This window comes from Nitrobacter winogradskyi (assembly GCF_006539545.1).
GTDB classification, from domain to species: domain Bacteria; phylum Pseudomonadota; class Alphaproteobacteria; order Rhizobiales; family Xanthobacteraceae; genus Nitrobacter; species Nitrobacter winogradskyi_A.
This window is the reverse complement of sequence record NZ_BJNF01000016.1, coordinates 14,687-30,992: the sequence shown is the minus strand read 5'-3', so window position 1 is coordinate 30,992 and position 16,306 is coordinate 14,687. Positions and strand designations below refer to the sequence as shown.

At 62.6% G+C, this 16,306-nt stretch carries 12 protein-coding genes; 3 read left to right on the top strand and 9 right to left on the bottom strand.

Features of this window, described 5'->3' with window-relative positions:
* Window positions 1-66: 66 nt before the first annotated feature.
* The 5 genes from NWI01_RS03090 to NWI01_RS03070 all read right to left on the bottom strand — a co-directional run bounded on the left by NWI01_RS03090 (window position 67) and on the right by NWI01_RS03070 (window position 4,258).
* The gene (locus NWI01_RS03090) at window positions 67-270 is read right to left on the bottom strand and encodes a CsbD family protein (RefSeq protein ID WP_141382481.1); all 204 of its coding nucleotides are present in this window, start codon (window positions 268-270) and stop codon (window positions 67-69) included.
* A gap of 134 nt (window positions 271-404) precedes the next feature.
* A complete protein-coding gene (locus tag NWI01_RS03085; RefSeq protein WP_244613624.1) occupies window positions 405-716 on the bottom strand; it encodes a hypothetical protein in 312 nt (103 codons plus the stop codon).
* A 341-nt stretch (window positions 717-1,057) separates the two neighbouring features.
* Window positions 1,058-2,923, bottom strand: a complete 1,866-nt coding sequence (locus NWI01_RS03080; RefSeq protein WP_141382587.1) for a S8 family serine peptidase — start codon at window positions 2,921-2,923, stop codon at window positions 1,058-1,060.
* Between the two features lie 76 nt (window positions 2,924-2,999).
* Window positions 3,000-3,692: a hypothetical protein gene (locus tag NWI01_RS03075; RefSeq protein ID WP_141382480.1), complete on the bottom strand. Its 693-nt coding sequence runs from the start codon at window positions 3,690-3,692 to the stop codon at window positions 3,000-3,002.
* Window positions 3,689-4,258, bottom strand: a complete 570-nt coding sequence (locus NWI01_RS03070; RefSeq protein WP_141382479.1) for a sigma-70 family RNA polymerase sigma factor — start codon at window positions 4,256-4,258, stop codon at window positions 3,689-3,691. Before NWI01_RS03070 ends, NWI01_RS03075 begins: the two co-directional genes overlap by 4 nt.
* Before the next feature lie 416 nt (window positions 4,259-4,674).
* Between NWI01_RS03070 and NWI01_RS03065 the strand changes: the two genes are divergently transcribed.
* The 3 genes from NWI01_RS03065 to NWI01_RS03055 all read left to right on the top strand — a co-directional run bounded on the left by NWI01_RS03065 (window position 4,675) and on the right by NWI01_RS03055 (window position 7,765).
* Window positions 4,675-5,784: a DUF2336 domain-containing protein gene (locus NWI01_RS03065; RefSeq protein ID WP_141382478.1), complete on the top strand. Its 1,110-nt coding sequence runs from the start codon at window positions 4,675-4,677 to the stop codon at window positions 5,782-5,784.
* 167 nt (window positions 5,785-5,951) lie between these two features.
* Complete coding sequence (locus NWI01_RS03060; RefSeq protein ID WP_244613623.1) at window positions 5,952-6,647, top strand: hypothetical protein; 696 nt, start codon at window positions 5,952-5,954, stop codon at window positions 6,645-6,647.
* A gap of 338 nt (window positions 6,648-6,985) precedes the next feature.
* On the top strand, window positions 6,986-7,765 hold the full coding sequence (locus tag NWI01_RS03055; RefSeq protein ID WP_141382476.1) for an enoyl-CoA hydratase: 780 nt from the start codon (window positions 6,986-6,988) through the stop codon (window positions 7,763-7,765).
* A 43-nt stretch (window positions 7,766-7,808) separates the two neighbouring features.
* Here the strand turns inward: NWI01_RS03055 and NWI01_RS03050 are convergent, their stop codons facing one another.
* The 4 genes from NWI01_RS03050 to NWI01_RS03035 form a co-directional block, all read right to left on the bottom strand.
* Entirely contained in the window at window positions 7,809-9,656 is a 1,848-nt protein-coding gene (locus NWI01_RS03050; RefSeq protein WP_141382475.1) for an acetyl-CoA hydrolase/transferase C-terminal domain-containing protein, read from the bottom strand.
* 195 nt (window positions 9,657-9,851) lie between these two features.
* Complete coding sequence (locus NWI01_RS03045) at window positions 9,852-11,099, bottom strand: threonine ammonia-lyase (RefSeq protein WP_141382474.1); 1,248 nt, start codon at window positions 11,097-11,099, stop codon at window positions 9,852-9,854.
* A gap of 103 nt (window positions 11,100-11,202) precedes the next feature.
* Window positions 11,203-14,766 (bottom strand): error-prone DNA polymerase, encoded by a 3,564-nt coding sequence (locus NWI01_RS03040; protein ID WP_141382473.1) that lies wholly within the window; start codon window positions 14,764-14,766, stop codon window positions 11,203-11,205.
* Window positions 14,763-16,292, bottom strand: coding sequence for a Y-family DNA polymerase (locus tag NWI01_RS03035; RefSeq protein WP_283809237.1), 1,530 nt, complete (start codon window positions 16,290-16,292; stop codon window positions 14,763-14,765). The genes NWI01_RS03040 and NWI01_RS03035 overlap by 4 nt, the downstream gene beginning before the upstream one ends.
* Window positions 16,293-16,306 lie beyond the last annotated feature (14 nt).

The window sequence follows — 16,306 nt, the reverse complement described above, 5'->3', positions numbered from 1 at the left end:
ATCCCGCCGATCGAGACAAACCTGACCTGCAACGAAAAACCCCGCCTTTTTGGCGGGGTTTGAAGATTACCATTTCTGGCTACCGAACCAATCGTCGATTTCCTTCTTGGCCTGATCTTTCTGGTATCCGTAGCGCTCCTGGATTTTGCCTTCGAGTTGTTCGCGCTTGCCGTTGATGACATCAAGGTCATCATCAGTCAGCTTGCCCCACTTCTCCTTGATCCCGCCTTTTAGTTGTTTCCAGCTTCCCTCGACACGATTCCAGTCCATTGCAATCTCCTTTTGTTGCCGGGATATAATCCGGAGATGACCCGGTCGTTCCCCAGCAGCGCAAGACGGATAGGACCGTGAGCGGGACCAGCATTGAGGCCATAAAAAAAACCCCGCCGAAGCGGGGTTTGAACTCAGTAACGATAGAAGCGTCGGGGAGCATAGTATCGGGGACCATAGAAGCGACGCGGCGCGTAGTATCCCCGACCATATCCATATCTCGGGCCGAAGCCATATCTCGGAGCGAAGCCGTATCGCGGCCGATAATAACGGCGTCCATAGCCGTAATACTGGACCTGCTCAACGTCAGGCGTGACACCTGCCGGAGCAACAATCGCGGCTGGCGACAAAGGAGCTGCCGAGGCGGTGTGACTACCAAGGACTGCGACGAGTCCGGCCATCACTGCGGCCGCGGCGGCGAGTTTAAGGTTCCAGATGATTCTCAATTTTTCGCTCCTTCTTTCATTCCAAGCGCCTCATTTACCCGAAGCTTCAGTTACGGGCGAAGAGTTCCGTTTGATGAATCCATCAGAACTCCCCTACGGACGACAGGCAGGTTAAATTCGCATTCCGCCACGGCCGAAATTTGGCATTCGAACAATCCATCAATGAGAAGACCCGCCCGGGGGGACAACCGGACGGGTCAAGCCATATGGGCGCTGGGGTGGATGGGCGCTCGCGCCTGATATAGCCTCGGGGAGTTTGGCCTCCCACACTTGTTCTGTCGTCACGCCCCGGAAAAACGTTCAAGACGATCTGAAAATTTTTAAGGGTATGGAAAGGTTGTCTATTTCGCGGACGGATCAGCACCGCGCGACTGCAGACCCGCGGACGCCGGCTGCGGCTCACTGGAAGGCCCGGCGTCACCAGCCGTTTCATCGGCGGTACCGGATACGACAAGCGCCGGATCGGACACCGCGATGGCCGGCATTTCCTTGTCAGCGGCGGGAACAGCGCCGTCCGGGACAGACTGCACGGCGCGATACGCATCCGCCTGACCGGCCCCGAACAGATCGTCACGGCCCGGCGTCCCGAGGTCGCGCGCGCTCGTCATCAGGATGGCCCGGACTTCGCCGGGTTTCAGCGCCGGGCGACGCTCCAGGATCAGCGCGGCGAGACCGCTGATGTAAGCCGCGGAGAACGAAGTCCCCGACGTCATCTGATACTTACGGTCCGGCGCAGGAAGGAAGATATCGACGCCGGGAGCCGCGACCGCGACATGGCTGCCGCGACTGGAGGCCGGGAACAGCCGGTCGTCGACATCGGTCGCGCTGACCGCGATCACACCGGCGTCCGCTGACGGATGGAGCGGCGGCGATTTCGGTCCGGCATTGCCGCTCGCGGCCACCATGACGATGCCCTTCTCCGCGGCGGCGGCAATGCCGCGCGAGACCAGCGCATCCTGCGGACCGGCAAAACTCATATTGATGATCCGCGCACCATGAGCCGCCGCGTGATCAAGACTTTTCAAGATCGTGAACGAGGTGCTCTCGGCCGCACCCTGCGTCACGCCGAACGCACGGATCGCGAGAATCCTCGCGGAAGGAGCGCTCCCCATCAGCCGCGCATGGGCGACGATCGCGCCGGCAATCCCGGTGCCGTGCACGTGCGGCTTGCCCTCGCCATCGAGCGCGTCGAAACTCGCCGCTATCGAGCCGGCGAGTTCAGGATGATCGACGTCGATCGCGGAATCGATCACCGCGACAATGACGCCCTTGCCATGCGCCAGCCTGTGCGCTTCGGGCAGCCGCAGCTTCGCCAGCGCATATTGCGCAGGGTCGCCTTCGGTGACGGCCTCCGTTTTCTGATCTTGCAGAATATAACGGAAGTTCGGCTGCGCTGACCGCACGGCCTCATCGGCGCGCAGTTCGCGTTGCAGATCCTCGACCGGCCGGCGCCCGGTGATGCGGAACAGGCTGACCGTACTGCCGGTCAGCGGAAAATTCTGCGAGACGATTAGCTGCAACCGGTGCCGCCGCGCCAGCGCCGTGAGTTGCGCATCCGGCATCGCATCCGTCTCGGCGACGATCTCGCCGGGCAGATAGTTGCGCGTCACCGCCGCCTGCCCCGCATTGCGACGAGGCCCGCTGTTCTGATCCTGGGGCGGCGGACCATTGCCTCCGAGGTCAGCCACATACGGACGGCGGTTGCAGTCGCCGCTCATCGCGCCATTGCCGCGGGCGCAAGCCGGAAAGGTGTTGTGCGCGTAGCGAATGTAGGAAATGCCTGACGCCGTGACCCCGATAACCGGCTTTCGCGGTTTTCGTTCACGGCTGACTGTCTTGCGGGGCTGGGGACGCGATGGCCGGCTGTTCGCGTCGCCGTCGCGCTCGATGGCACGGTCAGGGACTTCGACATAGGGAGCCCTGCTGGAAGCTCCCGTCGCGCCGAGCATCAGCCCGTACCCCAAACCCAGGCCCAAACCTGATCCCATGCCGCGCCATCCACCGCCGCGGTCAGGCAATCCGGTCATGCCGCCACCCGGCGATGGCATCGGCGCGCGTCCCTGCATACCGAAGCTCGGAGAGCCCCTGAAACCTTGCATATTGCCTTGCGCATGGGCCGGCGAAGCATCGCTTGCGAGCCAGCACAGACCCGTCAGGGCCAAGAGCGCGCCGCTCCATTTCATTCTGCCCGTCATGCGCTGGCGCATCACGCGGTTCTCCATCGTGGTCTTTCTCGTGCCTCAGGGCGGAAACCGGTCACGATCGGAACAAAGTTCACGTCCGCTACTCGGCAGGCACCGCCAGGTTGACGATCCTTTCGCCCTGGAGCTTGCTCAACAGGCCAGGAAGATCCTTGTGCTGATCGAAGCGCAGCCGGAACAGGCCATTGCGGGAGGTCGAAACAACCGTCACCTGATAGCTGTCCAGGAATTCAGCGATATCTGACATGCGGGCGTCCGGCGCGAACCGCACCAGTGCCTGTGGTCCCGATTCCACGCCCAGTCCGCGGGTCAATGGCGCATCCGGCGCGCGATGAGACGCCGTCTGGAACGATCGGCCGCCATCATCCTGCACCAGCATCGCGGCGATCACGCCAGCCTGAAGCACCACCACCAGCGCTCCGACCGCGCCGGCCGCCGCCAGCGTGCGTGGCGAGAGATCACTGAAGAACCGCGATAGACGCGCCAACAGGCCGGCGCGCGCTACCGGAACCCGCGCTGCCGGCTCGGCGTCGATCGCGGCAAACAGCTTGTGCATCGCGCCGGCGGACGGAGCGCCGAGGCTTTCATTAAGTGAAATGGTTTCGGCGTATTCATCCCGGATTACCGCATACTGCTTCGCCAGGCCCGGATCGCCCGCAAGCGCTTCCTCAACCCGGCGTGTGTCACGCGCGCTCAGCGTACCGGCAGCATGCCATGGCAACAGCCCTTCGACATCTCCCGGCCCGCCGTCCGCGACCCTCTTCGCCACTGTCATGGCCATCCTCGTTCTATCCCGGCTGCCTGCAGCAGACCGGCCAGTTTCTTGCGCGCGTAGAACAGTCTTGTCTTCACGGTGTTCTCCGGAATTCCGACAATCTCGGCGACTTCTTCCACGGATTTCTCGTGATAGTAGACGAGATCGACGATCTCCCGGTGCTCCGCTGAAAGCTGCATCAGGCACTTGCGCAACGCGTTTCCCGTATCCTTTTTTTGTACCGTTACCTCCGGGTCATCGGACGGATCCTCGATCTCATTGGCCGTCTCATCGTCCAGTTCGGCATCCTTCCTGCGGCGAAGCGCAGAAAGGGCCTTGAAACGCATGATTGCCAGCAGCCAGGTGGAGACGGCGGATCGGCCTTCGAACTTGCCAGCCTGACGCCATACATCGAGAAAAACCTCGCTGATAAGGTCTTCGGCGATCTGTTCGCTCCGCACGAGCCTCAGTCCAAACCGAAAGACCTTGACGTGATGGCGCCCGTACAGCACCTGCATGGCGAGGCGGTCGCCTTGAGCGATCCGGGCAATCAGAGCTTCATCGGAAGCCGCCTGTGTCGCGCTCATTGGCCGTCTCGTGGAATTGGTCGGGATTGCAGGAAAGAAGGTTCGATTGGCAAAGTAAAATCTTCTCAATTTACAGATATCAGCCGTCCGGCCGTGGCTAGGTTGTGCCCGAATCGGCGGAAAGGGCAAGCGCCAGAGGGGCCTGGAGAGGGCCACATCACAAGAGGCTGTCCGAATCCGGGACCAAAATCTGCAACCCGTTCCGACAGGCGGAAATTTCCGTTTGGAAATAATGCATTAAACATATTCGACGCGCCGGGGACCAGAATACCCCGGACTTTAAGGCTTTCGCCGTAAATTCCTGCGCTGCTAGCCATCCACATTGATTCCGCCGCGTTCGGCGGGCCGCAATCTCCGGATCAGGACGACCGGACATCACTGCGGACACCAGCACAGAGCCACTCCAGGACAGAGCCATGGCTTCCAAATCGGCAGGATCGGCGGGGCTGCTCGATGAGCTCCAGACTGTTCTCATCCATGGCACGATCGCGCGGCGGGTCGAAACGCTGCGACGGGTCACCGACCTGTTCGTAAACAGCACGGTCGATTATTCCGACGAGCAGATCACGCTCTTCGATGACGTTTTCAACTGCCTGATCCTCCATATCGAGAGTTCGGCGAAAGCGCTGCTTGCCAGGCGTCTTGCTCCTGTTCCCAAGGCTCCGCCGCAGATCATTCGCGTCCTCGCCTTCGACGACCTGATCGAAGTCGCCGCCCCGGTGCTGTCGCAATCCGAGCGGCTCGGCGATGATGCGCTGATCGAGAACGTCCGCAGCAAAAGTCAGGCTCATTTGCTGGCGATCTCCACGCGCAGGGTCTTGAGCGCCGCGGTCACCGACGCGCTGATCGAGCGGGGCAACGACGACGTTGTCAAAAGCACCGTCAACAATCCCGGCGCGGAATTTTCCGAACTCGGCTTCACGCGGCTGGTCGAACGCGCCGAAGGCGACGATGACATCACGACCTGCGTCGGAATGCGGCCGTCGATCCCGCGGCATCATTATTTGAAACTGATCGCCCAGGCCTCCGCCACGGTACGGGCGCGTCTCGCAGCGGCTCACCCCCAGCAGGCAAGCGACGTTTCGGCCGTGGTCAGCGAGGCGGCGCGGCGCGCGCGCTCGGCGCCAGAGGCCATCGGCAGGGAAACCACGATCGCACACGGACTGGTCAGATCGCTGTACGAAGACGGACGGCTGGACGAGCAGGAAGTCGCCTCGTTCGCGGAAGCCAGAAAATTCGACGAAACCAATGCCGCCATTGCCTGCCTCGCCAACGTTTCGATCGCAATCGCCGAAAAAATGATGGTCGAATCCGAGACCGAAGGCGTCCTTATCCTGGCCAAGGTCGGCGGCCTTTCGTGGGCGACGGTGAAAACCATCATCGACATGCGCCGCGAGCTGACGCAGGTCGACGTGACGGATATCGACGCCGCGAAGCAGACTTATGAACGTCTGCGCCAGTCCACGGCGCAGCAGGTGCTGCGGTTCCATCGAACGCAGCAAACAGCCACTGCTGGCGGCGGCTAGACGGGTCGCCATCGCGTCATTTTGACGGATGACCGCAGTTTCGCCGTTATGGTCGAAAAATTCCCTTTTTCTGCCCCGGTCTGGCCACTCCCGCCGTCTCTGTTGCCGATCAGGGACCGACAAACGGGGAGATCGTCATGAGCATCGGAGCCAGCGGGCGCTCGGCGTTGATCATCGCAGCAGGGCTTCTACTGGGATTCGCGGGGCCAATGGGTACGACCGACAGCGCGGCGGAACCGGCCGGCCTGGCCGCCGCCCCTCAGGCGGAACAAGTGGGGGCACCGGTCAAGCTCGGTAAATTCTCAAAGCATCGCACGCACAAGCGGCACGCCGCACGCACGCGAAAATCGGTCAAATCCGATCCCAAAACCAGTGCGAAAGCGCAGGAAACAACCTCCTCCGCAGCCCCGGACAGCAACAAGCCCATACCGCTGCCGCCGACGATCGCCAACGCAAACGCCAGCGTCGAGATGCCCGCTGGCGCCGAAGAGTTGTCACGAAACGATTCCCCAAAGACCGAGGCAAGCGCGCTTGCCAACAGCGCCGGCGAGATGCTGGCCGTCAATCAGGAAGATGGCGCGCCGCCTGCCGACAATACCTCCTCCCCTGCGGCTCGCGTTGATATTGTTTCCTCCGATGAGATCAATGAAATCGACCGCACGGTGGCCGAGAACCATCAGGTTGCACCGAGCCTGGCATTGGCCTCGGTTGACGTCACACCGCCCGCTCATAACGCCGATACCGGTCAGACGGCAGCGAACGACAGCTCAACCTGGAACCAGACCTCCTTGATCGGCAAGATCTTCATCGCCTTCGGCGGCCTGCTGATGATCGGCTCCGCCGCCCGGATGTTCATGGCCTGATACCCTGCACACGGCCGCTGATCGCGTGAAGAAAACGCGTCAAATCGAAATCCGGGCGTCCCGCTTCTGTTGACGCCAGAAGCGAAAAGGTTTCAACCGCTTCCCGCGGGAACGGTCCACGTGGCCTTGCGGCGCGAGTGGACCGCGGGCACATTGTCGTCGATCGCCGCGTGCTCCTCACGACCGGCCAGAGCGTTTTCAAGCGAAGCATGTCCTCAGGCTTGAGCCCTAAGGATGGAATCCGGTTCGCGTAAAGAAAACGTGTCAGATCAAAATAACAGAGCCCGCTTCTAATTCCATCAGAAGCGGAAAGGCTCTACTACAAAGCGGGACCGACCATGCGCACGTTCGAGCACATCATCGTCGAGAGCAAGGACCAGGTCGGCGTCATCCGATTGAACCGCCCGAAAATGCTCAACGCACTATCTTTCGCGGTGCTTCGCGAGATCGCCGCCGCCGTCGATGAGTTTGAGGCCGATGACGAAATCGGATGCATCCTGCTCACCGGCAACGAGAAGGCGTTCGCCGCCGGAGCCGACATCAAGGAGATGCAACCGAAAAGCTTCATCGATATGCTCAACGAGGACTTCAAGGCCATCGGCGGCGACCGTATCGCCACCTGCCGCAAGCCGACGATCGCGGCGGTCAGCGGCTACGCGCTCGGCGGCGGCTGCGAACTGGCCATGATGTGCGACATCATCATCGCCTCCGACACCGCGACATTCGGCCAACCCGAAATCACGCTCGGCACCATTCCCGGCATCGGCGGCACGCAGCGCCTGACCCGCGCCATCGGCAAGGCCAAGGCGATGGACCTCTGCCTCACCGGGCGGATGATGGATGCTGCCGAAGCGGAGCGCTCGGGCCTCGTCAGTCGCGTCGTCCCCGTCGACAAGCTGATGGACGAGGCGATGGCTGCCGCGAAAAAGATCGCCTCGATGTCGCGCCCTGCCGCGGCGATGGCGAAGAACGCCGTGAACCGCGCCTTCGAAACCACGCTGTCGGAAGGCATGAACGTCGAGCGCGATCTGTTTCGTTCGACCTTCGCGCTGGAAGATCGCGCCGAAGGCATGGCGGCGTTCATCGAGAAGCGCAAGCCGAACAACAGGAACCGATGACCTATCGTTACCGCTCGGCGCGAGGCGACCGCGGCGCTGTGTTTTACGTCCTGCTCTCCTTCAGCGCGCCATTGAGCAGCGCACGGTAGAGCCTGTCTGAAAACGTCGTCGGATGATCGAGTCCCATGCGGGCGAGCGCGGGCTGAAACGACGCATCGCCGGGACGCAATCCCTTCATCAGCAAACCCATGATCGAAAGCGGCGAGCGCGATGCGTCGCGCAAGGTTTCAAGCGCAGGGATCAGCCGCTGCTCGACCTCGGTGAAGTCGCTGCCGAAGGGAAACCGCGGCAGCAGCCCGGCCGCGTGCGCAGGTCTCAACGCGGCCTTGATCCGATCGGCGAAATTCTCGCGATGAGCGGCCGGTATCTCATGGCTTTTCGGTAACTTGCCGGCGTCCTTGGCCTGACGCATCAGTTCGGCCTGAAAACGCGAATCCGCCACGTTGAGCATCGCCGCGATCACGCCGGCATCGGATTTTCCGCGCAGGTCCGCCACCCCGTATTCGGTGACGACGATATCGCGCAAGTGACGCGGAATAGTGGCATGACCGTAGGCCCAGCGGATGTTCGACACCACGCCGCCTTTGTCCCGCCTGGTCGACTCCAGCGTGAGGATCGAGCGAGCGCCTTCAAGCGCGAAGGCCTGCGCCACGAAATTGTACTGACCTCCGACTCCACTCACCACCTGACCGTTCTCGAGACCGTCGGAAACCGCAGCCCCCATCAGGGTCGCCATCATCGTATTGTTGACGAAACGAGCATCAACGCGGGCGTGGCGCTTGTCGGCCTCATCGCCATAAAGTTCATTGGTGAAAGACACCGCCGTCATCTGAATGCGGGATAGTTCGTCCGGCGCCATCTCGCGCAAGGCGCGGTAGAACGATTGCGACCCGAGGAAGAACGCGCCGTGCAGCACCGCGCCGCCGACCTCGCGCTTCAACACGCCCGCCTTGATCAGCCCGAGAAACGCCTCGAACACCATTTCGCTGACGCCATAAAGGCCGGTCGCGAACGGCGCGGTCTCCGCCATGGTCCTGTCCGGGGCAAGCCGCGTAGCGATCTCACGAAAGCGCGCGTTGTCGCGGTGACGAAGGATCAGGCTTTGCGCCAGCGCGTCGCTGGTCTGGCCAATGCCGATCTGCAGGCTGCCGCCATCCCTGATCAATCCGGCCGTGTGCAGGCCGATGGCATATTTGGTGTCGGATACCGGCTCTGACGGCGGCGCGAATAACGGGAAGTCGGTGGCGGGACTGTCAAGGACGGCGCTGAACTCGCTGGCCGGCAAATCGCCCGCCCCCGGCATGAACGGCAATTGCGAATTGACCTGCCCCACCAGCTTGAACGACGCACGGCCGGCGGCGCGGGCACGCAGGAGATCGAGCGTGGTATCGGTGTTGCCACTCAGGCTGTAGCGCGTCTCGCCGTCGACGACGCGCTTCGCCACCAGTTGCGTGATGACGTTGAGGCCGTGGTCGAGGATATAGGACGCGGCGTGAGTATAATTGGCGGCGACGTAGTGTTGCTGGGCATAGGCGTTGCGCAGCCACTTTCCGGCCAGGAAGAAAAATTCGATGACCTTGATGTTCGGCGGCAGTTCACCCTTATGCAATGCGGAAGCGTAGTCGAGATCCGGCCAATCGCCGAACAGCCTGTCGATCACCGGCGACATGAACCTCCGCTCCAGCTCGTTCGACGGGCGCGGCTTCTCCAGCGTCAGCGCCGAGAAGAACGTAAGGTCGAGACCGCTATCGGCCACCGCCCGGCGATACAGCGCATTGACGATGTGATTGGCCTTGCCGAGCCCAAGCGGCAGTCCCACCATCAGGTGGGGACCGGTCTCGCGGATGATGTCATCGACGATCGCGGCGGGATCGGTGTAAATCCTGGGCATCAGGTCATTGTCCGCACATCCGTCATGTTATAGCGTTTTCGAGCGAAGTGGATACCGGTTCGCGTGAAGAAAACGCGTTAAATCAAGGTTATAGAGCCTCGCTTCTGATTCTATCAGAAGCGAGAAGGCTCTGGATACGCCTTCATGCTTCCATGTTCCGGTAACGGCCCGCAACCATCCAATGTGGTTACGCTCTCAATCCCTCGATAGCACCAGCCGGTCACGGCGGCGCGCTCTCACGCCCTTGGCTTCCAGCCCGGCGACGATGGCGCTGCCGTGCGCCGTGTCCTGCGCCTCGATCACCAGCTCGACCTCGGTCATGTTGGCGGACAGCGCGCTGAACAGACGCTGATGCTGCACCTCGACGATGTTGCCGCGGAGCTCGGCGATGATGCATGCGAGTTCAGCCAGCGCGCCCGGCTTGTCGGAAATCTCCACCACGAGATCGATCAGCCGGCCGTCGCGCACCAGCCCTCGCATCAGCACATTGGCGAGCGTCCGCGTATCGATGTTGCCGCCGGAGACGATCAAGCCGACCTTGCGCCCGACGAACCGTCCGGGATCGCTCATCAGCGCGGCGAGCGCAGTCGCGCCCGCGCCTTCCGTCACGGTCTTCTCGATTTCCAGCATCTGGATGACAGCCTTCTCGATCATGCGCTCCGCCACCGTCACCACCTCGATGCCGTGCTCGCGCAGGATCGCCAGCGGCAGCGCGCCGACATCGCGCACCGCGATGCCTTCGGCGATGGTCGCACCGCCGACCGAGACCGGACGCCCGGCAAGATGCTGCACCACGGCGGCGTAGGATTCCACCTCGACGCCGATGACCTCGACCTTCGACGTATGATCCGCTGCCGCGATCGCGCAACCCGCGACGAGTCCGCCGCCGCCAACCGGCGTGAGAATACAGTCGAGCGCCGGCTGATCCTCCAGCATCTCAAGCGCCACCGTGCCCTGCCCGGCGATGACCGCCGGATCATTGTAAGGGTGAACAAAGACAAGATTCTCATCGGCGGCCAGTTGCCGGGCAAAGGCGGCGGATTCCGCCAGGATCTCGCCCTCGAGCCGCACCCGCGCGCCGAGCTTCCTGGTTCGCGACACCTTCACGAAAGGCGTTGATTTCGGCATCACGATCGTGGCGGCGATTCCGAGATTGTGAGCGTGATAGGCGACGCCCTGGGCGTGGTTGCCGGCGGACATGGCAATGACGCCGCGCTTCGCCTCGTCTGGTGACAGCGTGAGCAGCTTGTTGGCGGCGCCGCGCTCCTTGAAAGAGGCGACGAACTGCTGATTTTCCAGCTTGAGCCAGACCTCGGCCCCGGTGATTTCCGATAGCGTGCGCGAATGAACCAGCGGCGTGCGAACGACGCGTCCGGCGAGCCGGGCGGCGGCGGCCTGCAGATCCGCCGCTCCGATGGATTTGCCCTGCTCCGCGTCGCTCATGCTGGTTCTCCGTAACTGGCGTCTGAACGAGGGTCGCTCAATCCGCCGCAAGAAAGAAATATGAATCGGTACAATGCGCTCTTGCGACAGAGAGACGGCTTTTTCAATGAAAATCCCGCGAGCGCGGCAGGATGCGCACATCGCGGGGGTGACGGACGCGTTGCGCCGAATGGGCGGGCTGATCACGTCGATCGTCACTGAACGGTTCGGCCGGTGCGGCGGGTTGCGGCAGCGGGTGACGGGAAACCAGCGCGTCGTTCGCCAGATGCATCAGCTCGGTTGAGCGATCGGTCAGCTTGCTTGCGACAAGGTGCACGACCTGCTCCGGGCTGCTCTGGATGAGGCCCTCCACCTCGATCAGCCGCGCGCCCATCACCTCCTTGCGGTAACGCTCCATGATCTTCGGCCACACCACGATATTGGCAATTCCGGTCTCGTCCTCCAGCGTCATGAAGACGACGCCGTTGGCGCTGCCCGGCCGCTGCCGCACCAGCACCACGCCCGCGCATCTGACGCGCCGCCTGCTATTGGCATGGCAAACCTCGGCGCAACTCGTCACGCCCTCGTTTGATAATGTCCCGCGCAAAAATTCCATCGGATGGCCCTTCAGCGACAACCGCACGGTTTGATAATCGGCAACCACCTGCTCGGATAGCGGCATCGGAGGCAGAGGCGCGGCATGTTCGTCAGGCAACTCGCGCGCGATGGCGCTTTCGAACAATGGCAGCGGCACGTCATCCGGCAGGCGGCGCACCGCCCATAGCGCCGCGCGGCGGTCGAGCCCGAGCGAGCGAAAGGCGTCGGCATCGGCCAGCAGGATCAGCGCACGCTTCGGCAGTTTCGTGGCGCGGGCAAAGTCCTCAATGGAAGCGAAGGGCCTGTGTTGACGTGCGGCCACGATCCGCTCGCCCCAGTCGTCCTCTTCCTTACCTCGCCCCGCTTGCGGGGAGAGGTCGATCGCGAAGCGATCGGGTGAAGAGTCGATGTGAAACCCGCCCCTCACCCCACCCCTCTCCCCGCACGCGGGGAGAGGGAGCTTGTTCCCTCCGAGGGCCAGGGAGGGAGTTAAGCCGCAGGCACGCTCCTTGAGATGCCTCTCCTCTCCAACGCCGCCCCGCGAAGGGAGAAAGAATGATGCATCATCGGCCGGCTGCTGCCTGCCCCGCTCCTCATCCTTATCAACCCACTTGAATCCGTCGATCTGGCGGAAGCCGAGACGCACGACGCAATATCTGCCTGGGCGTTCCTCCAGCGTGTTCTGCGAATGGCTGAACGAGACATCGATCGGCCGCACCTCGACGCCGTTCTTGCGGGCATCGCCGACGATCTGCGCCGGCGCGTAAAAGCCCATCGGCTGCGAATTCAAAAGACCGCAGCAGAACGCATCCGGATGGAAACACTTCAGCCATGCGGACACATAGACAAGCTGCGCAAAACTCGCCGCGTGGCTTTCGGGAAAACCATAGGATCCGAATCCCTTGATCTGCTCGAAACAGTTTTTCGCGAATATCGGATCGTAACCGCGCGCGATCATGCTGCCGACCATCTTGGCTTCGAATCTTCCGATGGTGCCGACATGACGGAACGTCGCCATGGCGCGACGCAGGCCGTTGGCCTCCTCGGAGGTGAATTTCGCGGCCTCGATGGCGATGCGCATGGCCTGCTCCTGAAACAGCGGCACGCCGAGCGTCTTGTGCAGCACGTTGCGCAATTCGTTTCTGTCGCCGTTCTTCGGATAGGGATAGTCGATCTTCTCCGGATCCATGGCCCGCCGCTTCAGATAAGGATGCACCATGTCGCCCTGGATCGGACCGGGGCGAACGATGGCGACCTCGATGACGAGATCGTAGAACGTGCGTGGTCTCAAGCGCGGCAGCATGTTCATCTGCGCGCGGCTTTCGACCTGGAACACGCCGAGGGACTCGCCGCGGCACAGCATGTCGTAGACCGGCTTTTCGTCCTGCGTAATCGTCGCAAGCTCCCACCGCTCTCCCTTGTGCTCCGCTATCAGATCAAAACATTTGCGAATGCAGGTCAGCATTCCCAGCGCCAGCACATCGACCTTCATCATCCGGAGCGCATCGACATCGTCCTTGTCCCACTCGATGAAGGTGCGGTCGTCCATCGCGGCGTTTCCGATCGGCACATAGGTGTCGAGCCGGTCCTGGGTCAGCACGTAGCCGCCGACATGCTGCGACAGATGGCGCGGAAACCCGATCAGCTCGGCGGCGAGCGCGACGGCGCGGCGCACCATCGGGTTCTGCGGATCAAATCCCGCCTGCCTGATCTGCGCGTCGCTGACCTCATCGCCCCAGCTTCCCCACACCGTGTCGGCAAGCGCCGCCGTGACATCCTCGGTCAGGCCCAACGCCTTGCCGACATCACGGATGGCGCTGCGCGGCCGATAATGAATGACGGTGGCGATAATCGCGGCGCGATGACGGCCATAGCGACGATAGACATATTGCATCACCTCCTCGCGGCGCGAATGCTCGAAATCGACGTCGATATCGGGCGGCTCCAGCCGCTCCCTGGAGATAAAGCGCTCGAACAGCAGGTCGACCTTGGTGGGGTCGACGGAGGTGATGCCGAGCACGTAGCACACCGCCGAATTCGCAGCCGATCCACGGCCCTGGCACAGAATGTCCTGATCTCGCGCCCACCGCACGATGTCGTGCACGGTGAGAAAGTAATGCGCGTATTTGAGCCGCCGGATCAAACGCAATTCCTTGTGCAGGACTTTCCTGGTCCTGGGCGGAATGCGCACCTGAAAATACTTGTGAGCACCCGCCCACGTCAGATCCTCAAGGTGCCGTTGCGCGCTTTTGCCCGGCGGCACAGGCTCGTCCGGATACTGATATCTAAGTTGATCGAGAGTGAAATCGATGCGCGATGCGAACCTGACCGTCTCGGAAATCGCTTCCGGCAGATCACGAAACAGCTTCTCCATCTCGCACGCCGTTTTCAGATGGCGCTCGGCGTTGAGTTGAAGCCTTCGGCCGATGACATCGACCGTGGTCTTTTCGCGAATGCAGGTGAGAACATCCTGCAACGGACGGCGTGCGGGATGATGATACAGCACTTCGTTGGTCGCAAGCAGCGGGACACGGACGGTGGCCGCGATCCTTTGCAATCGCAACAGGCGGCGGCGATCGTCGCCGCGATAGAGCAGGCTTGCCGCGAGCCAGACGCCGTCCGCGCGCGACTGCCTCAACCGGTTCAGCACTTCCATGACTCTCGTCGCTTCAAGGCGATGCGGCAAGGCCAGCACAAGCAACTGCCCTTCGGAAAAATCCAAAAGATCATCCAGCTTCAGACGGCATTCGCCCTTCGCTGCGGCCAGCTTGCCGCGGGTCAGCAACTGACAGAGCCGGCCGTAGGCATTCCGGTCCCGAGGATAGATGAGAATGTCAGGCGCACCATCAATGAAGACGAGGCGCGATCCGATCAGCAGCCGCGGTTTACAACGAACTTCGGGATTTCTCAGCTCCGTGTAGGCGCGCACCACGCCCGCCAGCGTGTTGCGGTCGGCAATGCCTATGACAGGCAACCGAAGCTCGCTGGCTCGATGCACATACTCCTGCGGATGCGACGCGCCATGAAGGAACGAGAAGTTAGTGGCGATGCCGATTTCGGCATAGGATGGAGTATCGCGCGGCGGCCTCATGCGAACATCCCATGCAAAAACCAGCGGAACGTTTGAACTTCACGCCCGTAAATTCCTTCGCGATAAAGCCAATAACGTACGCCTCCCTTATCCTCGGCACGAAAATAATCACGCGTCAGCGCACTGCCATCGGCGCGCGCGACTGCAACCTCGCCTTGCGGCGGATGCAGGCGCATGAATTCATCGTCGGGTTCGGACGACAAGGCCTGCTCGCAGCGATTCCACCATTCCATGGCGATGCGTTCGGGCCCTTCGACGTGTGCCATGAGACACTGACGATGGCGCCATTTGAACTGCGCCGGCGGGCCATCTGGAAACATCGCCGTCACCTCTATCGGTTCCGGCCGCGCAAACATCCGCAACGGCCGCAACGGCGGCTCGCTTCCGATGCGTGCGGGCCACTCGGCGCGCATGGCCGCCACGAGATGCTGTTGCGCCGGCAATGAGAGCGCTCCGCGTTCGGGAATATGAGTATCCTGCGGCAGGTGAACGACGACGCGATGGCTGCCGATGCGCGCGGCAATGCGGTCTATCAGCGCCGCCACTTCGTCATTGTCCTGAACGCGCGCATCGAGGTCGCGCTGCTCGTGCACGACGGATTCGGTTCGCACGGCGGACAGCCGCACCAGATCGAAGCCAAAACCAGGATCGAGCGGGTCGGCCAGCGCATCCAGCCGCTCACGAAACAGGCGATCGACGATCTCGCCCTGCGTGACGGGACGGCCGGTTTCCACCGTGATGACGCGCACCGCGCCGTCGGTGCGGAAAAAACCCGCTTCCAGATGCCGCCCGCCCTTTCCCTGTTTCTCCATCGCGGCGATCAGCGTGCGCGCAAGACCCGCCAGCGTCATCGCGATCGCGCTGTCGGTGGCGATCGGCTCGGCGAACCGCTTCTCGACGATATAATCCGGCGGCGGCCTGCGTGGGTTGATGGGCGCGTCGCGCTGCCCCAGCGTCTGTTCCAGGAGCGCCGTGAAAGCTGCGCCAAAACGCGCGGAGATCTCATGGCGTCCGCGTACGGCGACATCGCCGATGGTTTTCAAACCGGCGCGGCGCAACCCGCGCGTGATCTCATCATCCGCCCCCAGCGTGAACACCGGCAGCGGCGCGACGGTCTCCAGTTCCTCGCCAGGCGCGACGATCCGGCCATGAACATAGCGCGTCAGCGCCCGCGCACAGGCCGGCGTGCCGGCGATGGCCGCGCCGACGGCAAAGCCCTGTCGCGTCAGCGCGCCGCACAGCGCGTTCATCAGCGCCGCCTCGCCGCCGAACAGATGCGCGCAGCCGGTGATGTCCAGCAGCAGGCCGTGCGGCGGATCGAGCGCCACCAGCGGCGTGAAGCGGTCGCACCAGTCGGCGATGCCGTTCAATGTCCGCGCGTCCGCGGTCTCGTCAGCATCGAACACGTCGATGTCGGGACAGATCGCGCGGGCATTGGCCAGCGGCAGGCCAATCGTCAGGCCGAGGCGCGCGGCCGCGTCATTGAGCGCGGAAATGACCAGCGCGTTATTTTGTTTGGCGACGATGACGCAGGACCGGC

Coding starts and splice junctions, on each gene's coding strand:
- NWI01_RS03090 (WP_141382481.1), bottom strand. CDS start 270: ATGGACTGGAATCGTGTCGAGGGAAGCTGGAAACAACTAAAAGGCGGG.
- NWI01_RS03080 (WP_141382587.1), bottom strand. CDS start 2,923: ATGCGCCAGCGCATGACGGGCAGAATGAAATGGAGCGGCGCGCTCTTG.
- NWI01_RS03075 (WP_141382480.1), bottom strand. CDS start 3,692: ATGACAGTGGCGAAGAGGGTCGCGGACGGCGGGCCGGGAGATGTCGAA.
- NWI01_RS03070 (WP_141382479.1), bottom strand. CDS start 4,258: ATGAGCGCGACACAGGCGGCTTCCGATGAAGCTCTGATTGCCCGGATC.
- NWI01_RS03065 (WP_141382478.1), top strand. CDS start 4,675: ATGGCTTCCAAATCGGCAGGATCGGCGGGGCTGCTCGATGAGCTCCAG.
- NWI01_RS03055 (WP_141382476.1), top strand. CDS start 6,986: ATGCGCACGTTCGAGCACATCATCGTCGAGAGCAAGGACCAGGTCGGC.
- NWI01_RS03050 (WP_141382475.1), bottom strand. CDS start 9,656: ATGCCCAGGATTTACACCGATCCCGCCGCGATCGTCGATGACATCATC.
- NWI01_RS03045 (WP_141382474.1), bottom strand. CDS start 11,099: ATGAGCGACGCGGAGCAGGGCAAATCCATCGGAGCGGCGGATCTGCAG.
- NWI01_RS03040 (WP_141382473.1), bottom strand. CDS start 14,766: ATGAGGCCGCCGCGCGATACTCCATCCTATGCCGAAATCGGCATCGCC.